The organism is Phyllobacterium endophyticum (genome assembly GCF_003010935.1).
Classification (GTDB): Bacteria; Pseudomonadota; Alphaproteobacteria; order Rhizobiales; family Rhizobiaceae; genus Phyllobacterium; species Phyllobacterium endophyticum.
Genome location: NZ_PGGN01000002.1, coordinates 615,590 through 630,376, shown reverse-complemented (window position 1 = coordinate 630,376; position 14,787 = coordinate 615,590). Strand labels below are relative to the sequence as shown.

At 55.5% G+C, this 14,787-nt stretch carries 15 protein-coding genes; 4 read left to right on the top strand and 11 right to left on the bottom strand.

The window, feature by feature from the left end:
- Window positions 1-2,268: a sensor histidine kinase NtrY-like gene (locus CU100_RS11125; protein ID WP_106716643.1), complete on the bottom strand. Its 2,268-nt coding sequence runs from the start codon at window positions 2,266-2,268 to the stop codon at window positions 1-3.
- A gap of 268 nt (window positions 2,269-2,536) precedes the next feature.
- Between CU100_RS11125 and CU100_RS11120 the strand changes: the two genes are divergently transcribed.
- A complete protein-coding gene (locus CU100_RS11120) occupies window positions 2,537-3,511 on the top strand; it encodes an aldo/keto reductase (protein WP_106716642.1) in 975 nt (324 codons plus the stop codon).
- A gap of 76 nt (window positions 3,512-3,587) precedes the next feature.
- Complete coding sequence (locus tag CU100_RS11115; RefSeq protein WP_106716641.1) at window positions 3,588-4,097, top strand: DUF1993 domain-containing protein; 510 nt, start codon at window positions 3,588-3,590, stop codon at window positions 4,095-4,097.
- Between the two features lie 48 nt (window positions 4,098-4,145).
- Here the strand turns inward: CU100_RS11115 and CU100_RS11110 are convergent, their stop codons facing one another.
- From CU100_RS11110 to dusB, 4 genes are all read right to left on the bottom strand, one after another.
- A complete protein-coding gene (locus CU100_RS11110; protein ID WP_170113797.1) occupies window positions 4,146-4,619 on the bottom strand; it encodes a YfbU family protein in 474 nt (157 codons plus the stop codon).
- 183 nt (window positions 4,620-4,802) lie between these two features.
- Entirely contained in the window at window positions 4,803-6,263 is a 1,461-nt protein-coding gene (gene ntrC, locus CU100_RS11105; protein WP_106716639.1) for a nitrogen regulation protein NR(I), read from the bottom strand.
- Window positions 6,264-6,265: 2 nt separating this feature from the next.
- Window positions 6,266-7,420: a two-component system sensor histidine kinase NtrB gene (locus CU100_RS11100; RefSeq protein ID WP_106716638.1), complete on the bottom strand. Its 1,155-nt coding sequence runs from the start codon at window positions 7,418-7,420 to the stop codon at window positions 6,266-6,268.
- Window positions 7,420-8,415, bottom strand: a complete 996-nt coding sequence (gene dusB / locus CU100_RS11095; protein WP_106716637.1) for a tRNA dihydrouridine synthase DusB — start codon at window positions 8,413-8,415, stop codon at window positions 7,420-7,422. Before dusB ends, CU100_RS11100 begins: the two co-directional genes overlap by 1 nt.
- Window positions 8,416-8,617: 202 nt before the next feature.
- Here dusB and CU100_RS11090 point away from each other — a divergent pair, with 202 nt between their 5' ends.
- Window positions 8,618-9,811: a bifunctional 2-C-methyl-D-erythritol 4-phosphate cytidylyltransferase/2-C-methyl-D-erythritol 2,4-cyclodiphosphate synthase gene (locus tag CU100_RS11090; protein ID WP_245419019.1), complete on the top strand. Its 1,194-nt coding sequence runs from the start codon at window positions 8,618-8,620 to the stop codon at window positions 9,809-9,811.
- Window positions 9,808-10,299 (top strand): CinA family protein, encoded by a 492-nt coding sequence (locus CU100_RS11085; RefSeq protein WP_106716635.1) that lies wholly within the window; start codon window positions 9,808-9,810, stop codon window positions 10,297-10,299. The genes CU100_RS11090 and CU100_RS11085 overlap by 4 nt, the downstream gene beginning before the upstream one ends.
- On the opposite strand, the gene CU100_RS11080 is transcribed toward CU100_RS11085, so the two are convergent.
- The 6 genes from CU100_RS11080 to CU100_RS11050 form a co-directional block, all read right to left on the bottom strand.
- Complete coding sequence (locus CU100_RS11080; RefSeq protein WP_106716634.1) at window positions 10,296-10,535, bottom strand: hypothetical protein; 240 nt, start codon at window positions 10,533-10,535, stop codon at window positions 10,296-10,298. The genes CU100_RS11085 and CU100_RS11080 overlap by 4 nt on opposite strands.
- A 65-nt stretch (window positions 10,536-10,600) precedes the next feature.
- Window positions 10,601-11,071 carry a type II toxin-antitoxin system RatA family toxin gene (locus tag CU100_RS11075; RefSeq protein WP_106716633.1) on the bottom strand — a complete coding sequence of 157 codons (471 nt, stop codon included), beginning with the start codon at window positions 11,069-11,071 and terminating at the stop codon, window positions 10,601-10,603.
- Between the two features lie 5 nt (window positions 11,072-11,076).
- On the bottom strand, window positions 11,077-12,042 hold the full coding sequence (gene lipA / locus CU100_RS11070) for a lipoyl synthase (protein WP_106716632.1): 966 nt from the start codon (window positions 12,040-12,042) through the stop codon (window positions 11,077-11,079).
- A gap of 14 nt (window positions 12,043-12,056) precedes the next feature.
- The gene (locus CU100_RS11065; RefSeq protein ID WP_106717225.1) at window positions 12,057-12,335 is read right to left on the bottom strand and encodes a GlsB/YeaQ/YmgE family stress response membrane protein; all 279 of its coding nucleotides are present in this window, start codon (window positions 12,333-12,335) and stop codon (window positions 12,057-12,059) included.
- Between the two features lie 341 nt (window positions 12,336-12,676).
- Window positions 12,677-14,122, bottom strand: coding sequence for a dihydrolipoyl dehydrogenase (gene lpdA / locus CU100_RS11055; protein ID WP_106716630.1), 1,446 nt, complete (start codon window positions 14,120-14,122; stop codon window positions 12,677-12,679).
- An 18-nt stretch (window positions 14,123-14,140) separates the two neighbouring features.
- On the bottom strand, window positions 14,141-14,779 hold the full coding sequence (locus CU100_RS11050) for an SGNH/GDSL hydrolase family protein (RefSeq protein ID WP_106716629.1): 639 nt from the start codon (window positions 14,777-14,779) through the stop codon (window positions 14,141-14,143).
- Window positions 14,780-14,787 lie beyond the last annotated feature (8 nt).

The following is a 14,787-nucleotide window of genomic DNA, read 5'->3' as shown; positions in this document are numbered from 1 at the left end:
TTAATTCACCTGCTGTTCCGAATTTGGATCGGTATTTTCATCGACCTGAGTACCGGTCTGGGTGGCTGGGAAAATCATGCGGATCATTGCGCCGCGGCCACCATAGAAGTCGGCAGGCGCATCATGCAGTTCGAGGTGCCCCGCATGGTCTTCGACAATCTTCTTGACGATAGCAAGGCCAAGTCCGGTGCCCTTCTCGCGCGTTGTCATATAGGGTTCCAAAAGACGCTGCCGGTGCTCGCGCGGCAGTCCTTTGCCATTATCAAGAACTTCAACCACGATGCTCTCGCCGTCGCGTCTGGATCTGACGAGGATATGTCCATCCGTATGGGTCTCTTTCACGATGGACTCAACGGATTCAGCGGCATTCTTGATGACGTTTCCGATGGCTTGCCCCATGAGGCGGCTGTCAAATTGCCCGACGAGCGGCACGATGCCGAAATCCCGCTCGAAACGGATGTCGCTCCGGCTGACTTCAACGAGAAACGACGCTTCCCGTAACGCCTCACGCAGATCCATCGCCTTGATTTCTGGTTTCGGCATGCGCGCGAAGGAGGAAAATTCATCCACCATGCGGCCGATGTCCCCCACCTGCCGAATGATTGTCTCGGTACATTGGTCGAAAACCTCCCGGTCTTCGGTGATGACTTTGCCGTAGCGGCGACGCAAGCGCTCTGCGGACAGCTGGATCGGCGTCAAGGGGTTCTTGATCTCGTGCGCGATGCGCCGCGCCACATCGGCCCAGGCTGAAGACCGCTGCGCCTCAACGAGATCAGTGATGTCGTCCACCGTCACGACATAGGAATGATCAATGGTTTCCGCGTCTTCCACGGTGACCTGAACGTTGAATGTGCGCGCGCTTCCCCGCCGGGACATGATGACTTGCTCGCGGTAGACGGAACGTCCGGTCGCATGAGCGACTTCGAAGACCAGGCCGATTTCGGGAACGAGTGCGGTCAGGTTCTTACCGGTAGCTATTGCCGGATCGAGCGAGAGCATTGTTTCAGCAGAGCGGTTTATAATTCCGATTACCCCATCGGCATTGACGCTTATCACGCCGGCGGTTACGCCAGAGAGTACCGCTTCGGAAAAGCGCCGGCGCTCGTCGATTTGATCCTTGGCGGCTACAAGCTGGCTGCGCTGCGTCCCCAACTGCCGGACCATCGTGTTGAACGTCTGGGAGAGCGATCCAATGTCGCCGTCATTGCGGTGAACGGGGACTGAAACATCAAGATTGCCCGTCGCAACGTCGTCGGCTGCGCCAATCAAGAGGCGAATGGGGCGCACCAGCCGGTCCGCCACCGCAATGCCGGTCCAGATGGCGGAGAGGAGAAGAGTGAGCGTGAGACCAAAATAAAGGAGTGCAAACAGGATCTGAGTGCTTATGCCGTCGCCAGCCGTATTCTGAGCGTCGGCCATTCGCTTCTCCATCAAACGACTGGAACTGAGAATGTCTGCATCGACGCGCCGCACGGCATAAAGGAACATGCCGGGTATCTCGCGCATCATTATCACAGCACTCAAGAGATTGGTCTGTTCCGGTGGAATAAGCACCGGCTTCCCGTCAGACGCGGTGTCGAGCACTGACTTTGCGACAGTTGGTATGATCACGTCGGTCTTGATATCGGCTCGAACAGCGGTTTCGCCGTTGGTCCGGATCAAGGATGCGGCAACCAAACCCCGTCCGAGAGCCTGTTGTGTGAGCAATCTCGCAAAACCGCTCCGATCGAGATTGTAGAGCGTCCGCTGGCTATCAAGGTCATTGACCATCTCCAGCGTTGTGCCCTGCAAATTGCGGGCACTCTCCTGGATGTAGGAGTCTGCCAGGCTGATGGATGAGTTTACTATGGTAGTCGTACGCATTTCAAACCATCGGTCGAGGCCGAGGTCGAGCGTTATGTACGCAACGATGGCTACGATCATCGCTGGAACCGCAGCAACGAGTGAAAACAGCACGATAAGGCGAACATGCAGGCGCGAGGCCGCCTTCCCCCGTGTCCTGGCCCGTGCAATACGGTATATTTCTCGCCCTATGAGAGCAATCAATACCACGATGAGAACCGCGTTGATGCCGGTCAGCAGCAAGGTAATCCGGCTATCTGGATGGATAGGCGTTATTCCGGTCAGAATCAGAAATGTCACGCCTGTAGTAAGCAATGCCAGGATTACAGTTGCGATTCCAGCTCGCGAATAGAACTTCTGCGTGCCAACGCTCGTCGCGCCAGCCACCGAATTTCCAAAAGGATTGACCGAGTTTGCTAAGATCATTGCAGTCGTGATTCCCACCACGTGGCACTCATGCAACACATTGTGGCGGAAATGCAACGTTTTGTCCCGGACCACTACTGAAATTAAGTACTTGCTCGCGAAATCCACCGAAAGTAATCGTCGCTGCCCGACGATTGGCGAAGGTAAACTTGTCGTTATACGCTCACACCGCCGCTTTGAATTTGCTACAACGCCTCTGCGCCTACTAGTTCGGTGCAATCGCCATACCTCATCCAAGGCTGAGCTTGAAAAATTGTGGAGGACTGAGATGGAATACGTACGTTTCGGAAACACCGGACTGCAGGTTTCACGGTTGTGCCTCGGTTGCATGAGCTATGGTGAGCCCGCTCGCGGCAATCACGCCTGGACACTGCCGGAACAGCAGAGCCGACCTTTCATCAAGCAGGCACTGGACCTCGGAATCAATTTTTTCGACACGGCTAATGTCTATTCAGATGGTTCAAGTGAAGAGATCGTCGGTCGCGCATTGAAGGATTTTACGTCGCGTGAAGAAGTTGTCATCGCGACCAAGGTGAACAGCAGAATGCGCCCAGGACCAAACGGAGCGGGTCTGTCGCGCAAGGCGATCTTTGCTGAGATCGATGCAAGTCTGCGACGGTTGGGAACCGATTATGTGGATCTCTACCAGATTCACCGGTTCGACTATGGAACAGATATCGAGGAAACGCTTGAGGCTCTCCATGAGGTCGTCAAGTCGGGAAAGGCCAGGTATATCGGTGCGTCGTCCATGTATGCGTGGCAGTTTGCGCAAATGCTGGCAACTTCAGAAAGAAGGGGATGGACACGCTTCGTATCCATGCAGAATTATCTGAACCTGCTTTACCGCGAGGAAGAACGGGAAATGCTGCCCCTGTGCAAAGCAGAGGGCATAGCAGTCATCCCATGGAGTCCCCTCGCTCGCGGACGGCTGACACGCGACTGGAACGAAAGCAGCGCTCGTTCTGAAACGGACGAATTCGGCAAGACGCTCTATACTGGAACTGAAGACGCAGACAGAAAGGTCGTGGAAGTTGTCGCGAAGATCGCAGCTGATCGTGGCCTACCGCGCGCACAAGTTGCGCTGGCGTGGGTATTGACCAAAACCACATCCCCTATCGTGGGCGCAACAAAGGCAACGCATCTGGACGATGCTGTTGCAGCCCTTGAAGTTCAGCTTTCAACGGAAGAAATAGCCGCCCTGGAAGCACCCTATGTTCCGCATAGGGTCACGGGCTTTGCCTGAGTAATATTGCAGTTCAACGCTGCGCCGCTGAAACCAATGACAATCAAGATGCAATGCAAATGCTTGAGGAGCGCCCATGTCACTTTCCATGTACAAAATTACGGTTCCTGCATTCATTCGCGGCTTTTCCATTCTTTCGTCGCTGATCGACAAGGCTGAAGCCTTTGCAGCGGAAAAGAAGATCGATCCAGCCATACTATTCAACGCCCGCCTTGCACCAGATATGCTGCCGTTCTCAGGTCAAATTCAACGGGTAAGTGATACGTCCAAGGGCGTGGTCGCTCGATTGACGACCATTGAGGCTCCTCGATTCCCGGACGACGAAGCGGACTTTTCACAGCTGAGAGATCGAATCGCGAAAACCGTAGCGTTCCTCGAAAGCGTTGATACCTCGGCCCTCGATGGCAGTGAGAGCAAGAAAGTCACGCTGAAGTTCGGCAAAATGGAAGTGACGTTGAGCGGCGAAGACTATATTCTGAAGTTCGTCCTGCCCAATTTCTATTTCCACGTCACGACGGCGCAAAACATTTTGCGTCACAATGGCGTTCCGGTCGGAAAACTCGATTACATAGGTGCTTTGAGCTGAGTATAACGGCGCTGGCTGGGCGATTCCGGCCAGCGTCGTTTTGGCTGACTAGGCAACCAGGTGTTCAATCTGGTCTGCGGACAACTCGCGCTTTCTTCCGATCTCGTCCCAGCGCTTCAGCATTGTACGATACTTCTCAAGTTGTAGATCCGGCCGATTATCTGGGCTCGTCGACACTTCCTGAGGAAACTTCAGGATATTGCTGAGGAAGTCTGCATACGCGAAACGTTCGTCAGGCTGGCTGGCGCCAAACCCTACAAACTCCGTCTTGCCCGGCATGTTACTGGCGGACCCAAGGCTGGAGGCCTTGATAGCGCGAAACAGTGCAAGGATATCGTCCACTTCTCGAGCGTCTTCCTTGCTCAGCGTAGTCGTTGAGATACCAAGGTCTTCGTAGAAGCTCTCGAAGCCTTTTTCGACGACTTCCTGATGCCGGGAGTAAAGGCTTGATTTCTGAGGATCAAGCTTCTTCAGGATTTCGTACTGATTGAACAACATTAAACGTTCTGCAAAACTGAACACCACGCACCTCCGTATGATCCAATTGCAATTCGGCACCTTGCCGGTTGCGTTCAATCACGAGATTTCTGGTGACTACTCTGCACATGGTCACCTTAAAAAGGCTCTGTTGCAGTAATTACAATTTTAACGTTCGGTGCTTTGCGGATAAATTGGTGAAAGCTTTACTAATCCGGACGTTGGCGCTCACCGATCATTCTTTGTGCTCTTGTAGATATTGACGCCGAGTTCGCGGATCTTCTTGCGCAACGTGTTCCTGTTAAGTCCCAAAAGTTCTGCCGCCTTGATCTGGTTGCCATGTGTCGCCGTAAGGCAGGATAGAATAAGCGGGTACTCCACTTCCTCCAGCACCCGTTGATAAAGACCAACGGGCGGCAAATCATCACCATAGGATAGAAAGTAGCGCTGCATATTCAATTCGACCGACTGCCCAATGGTGACATCTTCATTCGCGATGGAGTTGGACGAGGGCTCTGTCGGGCGCAGATCCGCCTTGAGTTCGGCCTCGATCACTTCCGCATTGATTTCCTCCTGCGGATAGAGTGCCGCGAGGCGGCGCACAAGGTTTTCCAGTTCGCGCACATTCCCTGCCCAGGGATAGCGGCGCATCAGGTCAAGGCCATCAGCTGTGATGCGCTTTTCAGGCAGACCGTCTTTAGCCGCCATTTTGAAAAAGTGGCGTACGAGATCCGGAATATCCTCGCCGCGTTCGCGCAACGGAGGCAGGCGCAGCGGCACGACGTTGAGACGGTAGTATAGATCTTCGCGAAAGAGACCCTGATTGATCAGCGTGCGCAGGTCCTTGTTGGTTGCAGCAACGATCCGCACGTCCGTCTTGATCGGGGTCCGCCCGCCGACGGTCATGTATTCACCCTGCTGGAGCACCCGCAACAACCGCGTTTGTGCCTCCATCGGCATATCGCCAATCTCGTCAAGAAACAATGTTCCGCCATCGGCCTGCTCGAAACGGCCGCTCGACCGGTTCTGCGCACCCGTGAACGCTCCGCGCTCGTGCCCAAACAATTCTGATTCGATCAGGTCCCGCGGAATAGCTGCCATGTTGATCGCGACAAACGGACCTTTGCGCCGGCGGCCATATTCGTGCAACGCCTTTGCCACCAGCTCCTTGCCAGTGCCGGATTCGCCGGAGATCATAACCGTAAGATCTGTTTGCATCATACGCGCCAGTACCCGGTAGATGTCCTGCATAGCGGGCGAACGGCCGACGAGCGGCATTGTATCGGCTTGTTCCTCGGCAGCCCACTTCTCAGGCTTTTTCTTGGGTTCCGAAAGAGCGCGGCCAACGATACTGACCAGTTCCGTCAGATCGAATGGCTTTGGCAAATACTCATAGGCCCCAGCCTCCGACGCACGGATGGCAGTCATGAAGGTGTTTTGAGCGCTCATCACGACGACAGGCAGATCAGGCCGGGACTTCTTGATCCGCGGCAGGAGATCGAAGGCATTTTCGTCGGGCATCACCACATCGGTGATCACCAGATCGCCGTCGCCGGCCGAAATCCAGCGCCACAACGTTGCGGCATTGGATGTTATGCGGACGTCGTAGCCTGCCCGGGAAAGAGCCTGATTGAGGACCGTTCTAATTGCCGCGTCGTCGTCCGCGACGAGAATGCTGCCCAAGCTCATATTCAGGATCCTGCTTTTTTCGTGTATGGACTGTCATCTGCATGGGCGTCATCAACCGGACCGCTCTGCCATGCAGGCATGAGAATTCTGAACGTCGTCTTGCGCGGTACGGAATCGCATTCGATCACGCCGCCGTGATCACCGACGATCTTGGCCACCAATGCAAGGCCAAGGCCCGAGCCATTGGGTTTGGTCGTAATGAAGGGGTCGAACAAATGCGGCATGATGTCGGGGGATACACCCGAGCCCGTATCTGAAACGCAAAACTCAAGCGGCAGCGACACGCGGGTACGCATGCCGGGCACCGACAGTCGGATACCTGGCCGAAAGGCAGTGGTGAGAGTGATTTCTCCAGTTTCGTTGGCGCCGATGGATTCGGCGGCATTCTTCACAAGATTGAGAAAAACCTGAACGAGCTGATCCCGATTTGCGAAAACGTAAGGCAAAGACGGATCGTAATCCTCGTGGAACTTGATATGGCTCGCAAAACCATTCTTCGCTATGGCTTTGACATGATCAAGCACCACATGGATGTTCACCGCTTCCCGCTCGATCGGACGTTCGTCCGAAAATACTTCCATACGATCGACGAGTGACACGATCCGGTCCGTCTCATCTGTAATAAGGCGTGTGAGTGCCCGGTCGTCATCATTGAGGCCCGTCTCGAGCAATTGCGCGGCACCACGAATACCGGAAAGCGGGTTCTTGATCTCATGCGCCAACATGGACGCAAGGCCGGTAACCGAGCGGGCGGCACCGCGATGTGTCATCTGACGGTCAAGCTTTTCTGCCATCGAGCGCTCCTTGAACAGAATGACGATGGAACCGGGAGATTCGCCGACTGGGGTGACGTAAAGATCGACGATGCGATCCTGCCCCAGCCGAGGGGACGAAACATCGACGCGGTATTCATTGATAGGAGACGGGCTCTCGCGCACCTGCTTCACCAATGCCAGAAGCGGGCTGCCAAACGGCAAGAGCATATCGAGCGTATTGCGACTCAATATGTTGGCGCTTGAGCGGAAGAACGCTTCGGCATCGGCATTGGCATAGGAGATGTAACCTGCATCATCGAGCATTATCACCGGGTGCCGGATAGAATTGAGAACGATGCCTGCAAGTCTGTCTCCCAGCATTGATTTGTCCGATGCTGTCATCAGGCCACCTTCTTGAATTCATCTGTACTGGAATGCGAGAGCGCAGTGTGAAGACGTCGTGCGACCATGTGCGGATCGCACTCGGTCATGATCGGACCGCGCGTTGCGGCACCTGCGTCACCCGCATGAATGTCGAGGTACCACCCCAGGTGTTTGCGTGCGTGACGAATGCCAGTCGCTTCACCATAGTGCGAGAGCATCGCCTCATAATGTGCAACTGCATAGTCTGCTATCGTCTCACTGGTATCCTGTGGAGTGCCCTTGACGATGTGCCCGGGCAGCCACGGCTGCCCGTACGATCCACGACCGACCATCACCGCATCCGCCCCCGAGGCTTTGAGGATTGCTGTTGCGTCATCCCGGCCAAGAACATCGCCATTCGCCACCAGAGGTATGGAAATTGCTTCCTTTACGGCACGAATTGCATGCCAGTCAGCTTTGCCCTGATAGAACTGGCACCGCGTGCGACCGTGAACCGTGACCATTCTGATTCCCGCCTGTTCCGCGCGCGCGGCTAACGACGGGGCATTGATGGTATTCTCATCCCAGCCAAGCCGCATCTTCAACGTCACCGGGACTTTGACGGCACCAACTGTTGCTTCGATCAGGGTTAGCGCATGATCAAGATCGCGCATCAGCGCTGAACCTGAAAAACCGCCCGTCACCTTCTTGGCAGGACATCCCATATTGATATCGACGATATGAGCACCCTCACCTTCCGCGATACGGGCTGCCTCCGCCATCCAGCGGGTTTCACGGCCTGCGATTTGCACCACGTGGGTTCCCAAACCGTCGCCCTTCAGGCGCAGCAGACTGCTGCGTTCGCGGGTGCAGAGTTCGGCGCTTGCAACCATTTCTGACACGACCATTCCTGCCCCGGCTTGCCACGCCAGCTTGCGGAATGGAAGATCGGAGACACCGGACATTGGTGCTAGAAACACGCGGTTCCGCAAGCCAACGCCGCCGACATCCAGTGGTTGATCCAGATTGATCACGCGATTCTGCCTGTTTCGTATGCAATTCTACAACAGCCTATCCTTTAGACACGTCCGTGCTTCTTCGCAAGGCATTGCAGGTCGTGGAATGCTCCGATTTCAGCCCTTTTCGCTAAAGTTCTGGTCTTTCCCTCTGTCAAAGGGTAACGCAGTCTGCATCGTTACGGAGAGAAGCGTGCCGGGGAAGACAGACAACAAGAAGATGCGGGTAGCTGCGGTCATCGTGGCGGCAGGCCGCGGCGAGCGTGCTGGCCAGAGCGTCGAGGGACCGAAGCAATATCGCAGGATTGGCGGTGAGGCCGTTCTGGCACACACAATGCGCGCCTTTCTGGATTGTCCCTCCATCGACCACGTCGTCGCAGTGATCCACAAGGAAGATGAGGCGCTGTTCGCCCTCGCCCTTGGTGACCAGATCTCCCGTGTCACGGCGGTTATCGGTGGACCCACTCGCCAGGAATCGACGCGTCTGGGGCTTCTTGCGCTCAAGGACAAGTCGCCGGACCACGTACTGATCCACGATGGTGTCCGGCCGTTCATCACCGCCGATCTTCTCGAACGCGTAATATTCAACCTTACGCCGCATATTGGTGTTTTGCCGGTCCTTGCCGTGTCCGACACGTTGAAGTCCGCGGGGTCTGACGCGATGGTCAGCGCCACGGTGCCACGTGCCGGCCTTTATGCGGCGCAGACACCGCAGGCGTTTCCTTACCAGCCTATCCTCAGCGCGCATGACGCAGCCTTCGCGGTCGGCCGATCCGATTTCACCGACGATTCGGCCATCGCGGAATGGCATGGCTTGCCGGTTCGCATCGTCGAAGGATCGGTGGACAATACAAAATTGACGTGGGCAAAGGACATAGAAATGGCGGACGAGCGCCTCTCACAAAAACAGCCCTTTTTTCCGGACGTTCGTACCGGAAACGGTTACGACGTGCACTCTTTCGAAGCGGGCAGCGGCGTCATGCTCGCAGGTGTATTCATCGAACACGATCGCAAGCTATCTGGCCATTCGGATGCGGACGTAGCTTTGCATGCACTCACTGACGCCCTCTTGGCGACACGCGGTGCCGGCGATATTGGGACGCATTTCCCCCCCTCCGATCCACAGTGGAAGGGCGCAGCTTCTCAGATCTTCGTTGAACATGCCGTCAAGATCGTCAAGGATGCCGGTGGCAGGATCGCCAATGCCGACATAACCCTGATCTGCGAGGCCCCAAAGGTCGGCCCCCATCGCGAAGCGATGACAGCGGCTTTGTCGAAAATGCTTGGAATTTCGACGGACCGAATTTCGGTGAAGGCTACCACCAACGAAAAACTTGGGTTCATCGGCCGCAAGGAAGGCATCGCGGCGATTGCCACAGCCTCGGTCATCTATCCGGGAGGGCTGCCGGAATGAGCGGGATGATTGCCAAAGCTAAGGCGATTGAAGTTCTTCAGGCTTGCCGGCGACATGGTGTTCTCCTGACTACGGCAGAATCCTGCACCGGCGGCTTGATTGTTGCCTCGCTGACCGACATCGCGGGCTCATCCGACGTGGTAGACCGTGGGTTTGTCACTTATTCCAACAACGCCAAGCACGAGATGATCGGGGTGCCGGCCGAATTGATCGCAAAACACGGCGCGGTATCGAAGGAAGTTGCTCTGTCCATGGCGACCGGAGCGCTTGAGCATTCTAATGCTGGCATTGCGATCTCGGTGACCGGAATTGCCGGGCCAGGCGGCGGAACGGCAGCGAAACCAGTCGGTCTCGTCTGGTTCGGATTGGCGTTCGGGGAAAAGCAACCGGTAGCGACCCGGCGCGTGTTCGATGATCAAGGCCGCGCATCAATTCGAACCGCTGCGGTCAACACTGCTCTTGATATTCTGCTGGAGGCTCTACCTTAAGGGCCATCGACCGATGGTATCAGCAACATCAGAGCACCAAGAGCGGCAATTACAAGACCTGGCCAATTGGCCTTCAGGCCCAAGAAACGCAAACCCCGATGGCGCGGCTCGAGACCCGCAGATTCACCGCGTGAGGAATGGGGCTCGCTCATCCTGCCACGATAGAGCGCAGCGCCTGCCATATATAGAAGCCCGCAAATCACAAGCAGCGCGCCGATAAGCTTGGTCGTTACCATCACAACCTCCTTGTGGATGGTGTAACGGCCTGCGAAACCATTCGTTCCGGTAGAGAACGTCCAAGCTAAACCGCGGGTGCAGAACCCCTGCCATAAATGGCGTCGGCTCGCTTTTCAAATGCTTCGGTGAATTTTCGAAAAGCGATGTCGAACATCGATCCCATCAGGAAGCCAAGCGTTCGGCTCTTGAATTCATAATCGATATAGAACTTCACAGCAGAACGTTCCGGATTTGCGTCCGGGATGAACTGCCAGCGGTTGTCGAGGTAGCGAAACGGGCCATCGATATATTTGGTGATAATGACTTTCTCTTCCGGCTTCAAAAGGACCTGGCTGGTAAAGGTCTCGCGGATCAGCTTGTAGCCGACCGTCATGTCCGCAACCAGCAAGGTTTTGCCATGGCTCTCCTTGCGCGAACGCACCTTCAGGCTTTCACACATTGGCAAGAATTGCGGATAGGTCTCTATATCCGCAACAAGATCAAACATTTGCTCTGCACGATGCAGGACGTTGCGGGTCGTTTCGAACTTCGGCATTCGACTTAGCTTCGACCTGCGTGCAGCGCTTCACGTGCAGCCCTTAGTCTCGCAAAATCCTCACCGGCGTGGTGCGACGAACGCGTCAGCGGGCTCGATGCAACGACAAGGAACCCTTTTGTCCTGGCAATCGTCGCATAGGATTTGAACTCGTCGGGCGTTACGTAGTTCAGCACGGGGTGATGCTTGCGTGTTGGCTGCAGATATTGGCCTATGGTCATGAAATCCACGTCTGCCGAGCGCAGATCATCCATGAGCTGCAGTACTTCGTTCCGTTCTTCGCCTAATCCGACCATGATGCCGGACTTGGTAAAAATTGTCGGATCAAGTTCCTTCACGCGCTGCAACAACCGGATCGAATGGAAATAACGTGCGCCCGGGCGAACCTTGAGGTAGTTGGACGGCACAGTCTCCAGATTGTGGTTGAAAACATCGGGACGTGCGGCGACCACGATTTCAAGAGCGCCTTCCTTGCGCAAGAAGTCCGGCGTCAAAATCTCTATTGTCGTGCCGGGCGAAATACGCCGAATTGCATGGATCACATCGGCGAAATGCTGGGCGCCGCCATCGGCGAGATCATCACGGTCGACTGAAGTGATAACAACGTGCTGCAGGCCCATCTTCAGGACGGCCTTGCCGACATTTTCCGGCTCATTGGGGTCGAGCGTCGTTGGCAGACCCGTCGCCACGTTGCAAAAGGCGCAAGCACGGGTGCAAATTTCACCCATGATCATGAACGTTGCGTGTTTCTTATCCCAGCACTCGCCGATATTGGGACAGCCAGCCTCTTCGCAAACCGTCACGAGGTTGTGCGAGCGCACGATATCACGTGTTTCCGAGTAGCCCTTTGAGACGGGCGCCTTGACTCTGATCCAGTCAGGCTTTTTCAGAATCTCCGAGTCCGGACGATGCGCCTTCTCGGGATGACGAAGCCGCCGCTTTTGATCGATCGTGTCGAGTACCGTTACCATCAAATTGTCCTAGACTAGCTCGCAGGCTTGGCCTTGCCGAAAACCCACAGGATAAGAAGTGCGCCGACTGTCGCGACGATCAAATTTCCAAAGAATCCGTAGAAGTTGAAATCAAGCAGGCCCGCCAGCGTACCGCCGAAAAACGAGCCGGCAATGCCGACGAGAATGTTGGTGAAAAGGCCGTGCTCGCGATTCATCGCCTTTTCGGCGATATAACCAGCGATGAATCCAATCAACAACATTCCAAAGAAACCAACACCGGGCATGCCCATGATACCAACTGGCTGATCCATCTTCTTCTCCGTCATTATCGCTCTGATGCAATCGCAAGGGCGCGGAACACCAAGGCCCATATAGCACCGAAAAGAAAACCACCCAACCCGCAAGCCAGGGTTACGGTCCAGACGCCCGTCCAACCGCTGATCGCGGTTCCGCTGACGGATATGGTGTTGCCTGAAACGAGACTCAAGGCAGAAGGCACAAAGCCGAGCAGAAGACCGATCAGCGTTGACCACTTGAGGATCGTCCAGGAAAGCCTGATCCAGAACCTGCTATCCCTTACAGCGACCAGCTCAGTTCCCTTTCGTTTTCAATGGTGCCGATTTTACTCTCACAAGGAGAGAAACAGTCGACATCAGGCATTCAACACGCGCCCATAGGCATCCAGCACGCTCTCCTTCATCATCTCCGACAAGGTGGGGTGCGGGAACACAGTATGCATCAGTTCTTCTTCAGTCGTCTCGAGATTCATCGCCACGACAAAGCCCTGGATGAGCTCAGTGACTTCCGCACCGACCATATGGGCGCCAATCAATTGCCCGGTTTTCTTGTCGAAGATAGTCTTGATCAGCCCCTGATCCTCCCCGAGGGCGATCGCCTTGCCATTTGCGGCGAACGGGAAGCGTCCGACGCGGATCTCGCGGCCGTTTTCCTTGGCTTTCGCTTCGGTGAGCCCCACCGACGCAACCTGCGGCTGGCAGTAGGTGCAGCCCGGTATCTTGTCCTTTTCGATCGGATGCACGCCAGGGAAATTGGCGATCTTTTCAATGCAGATAACGCCCTCATGTTCGGCCTTGTGCGCGAGCATCGGAGGCCCTGCGACATCGCCTATGGCATAGATGCCGGGCACGCTTGTCTTGCCGTAGCCGTCAACGACGACACAGCCACGATCCGTCTTGATGCCCAAAGCCTCAAGTCCAAGATTCTCGATATTTCCCTGAACCCCGACCGCGGAAATCAGGCGGTCCGCCGCAATCTTCTCAACCTTGCCGTCCTTGGTTTCGACATGAGCGGTGATTGAATTCGCAGCCTTCTCGACTTTCGTCACCTTGGCATCGGTGATGATCTTCATCCCCTGCTTTTCAAACTGTTTCCGAGCGATTGCGGAAATCTCGGCATCCTCAACCGGCATGACGTTGGAGAGAAGTTCGACAACAGTCACTTCCGCACCCATTGTGCGGTAGAACGAGGCAAACTCGATGCCGATAGCTCCAGAGCCCATCACCACAAGGGATTTTGGCATTTCCGGCGGCACCATCGCCTCAAAATAGGTCCAGATCAGTTTGCCATCCGGCTCGATCCCCGGCAGCGCGCGCGGACGGGCTCCTGTAGCGAGAATAATGTGCTTAGCCGAATAAGTTCCCTCACCAAGAGCGTTCTTGGGCAGCGGAGGCTGCGGCTCCATGGGCTTCTTCGAAGACTTCGAGACGACGATTTCACCTGGCTTTGACAGCTTGGCCTCACCCCATATCACATCGACCTTGTTCTTTTTCATGAGGAAGCCGACGCCGGCGTTGAGACGGCCTGAGACGCCACGTGATCGCTGCACCACGGCCTTGACATCAGCGGAAATCTTACCCTCGATGCTTAAACCATAGTCCTTGGCATGCTGGCCGTAATGGAAGATTTCGGCGGAGCGCAGGAGTGCCTTCGTGGGAATGCAACCCCAGTTCAGGCAAATACCTCCAAGATGTTCACGCTCAACGATCGCAGTCTTGAGCCCAAGTTGCGCAGAACGGATGGCGGTAACGTAGCCGCCGGGGCCCGAACCAATGATTATTACGTCGTAATTGTTGGCCAAGACCGTTGTCCTCCTGAACTAAATTTCGAGTATGCCTCGAACGATAGGCGCAATCGCTTTGCCGATTGCCCTTGTGTTATCTGCATCAAGATGTACGCCGTCGAGCGGCGACGTTCTTGCGACCGAACCGGCGTCGAAGAACGCACAATCCGCGAACTCAGCGGCATTCTTGTAGAGTCCAGCGAGCAGGCTTGATTGTTCGACGCCCTGTTCGAACGTTCGCTGGAAGTCCGTGTCGTCTATAGGCGTCAGAGCCGGAGGTGAGATCACAAGAATCTCCGGAATTTGAGCGTCCATTTGATAAGGCGCGGTGCGAACGATTTCGATCAACCGCTGAATACCGCGCTTCGTACCTTGAGCATTGCCGCAGATGAAGTTTTTCATGTCGTTGGTGCCGAGCATGATAATCACCAGGTCGAGCGGAAAATGAGTGCCAAGTACGGTGGTCAGCGTCTTGGCGCCATTGCGTTCAAACCCGGACAAATGATCGTCATAGGCGGTCGTGCGGCCATTGAGGCCATCAGTCACGACGTGAACGTCAGGACCAATCTCGGCCTGAAGCACCATGGGCCAGCGATCGTTGAGCGCGTGGCGGCCCGTGCCATCCGGAATGTACCCCCATGTTAACGAATCTCCATAGCAAAGTATGGTTTTCATGGCGTTTC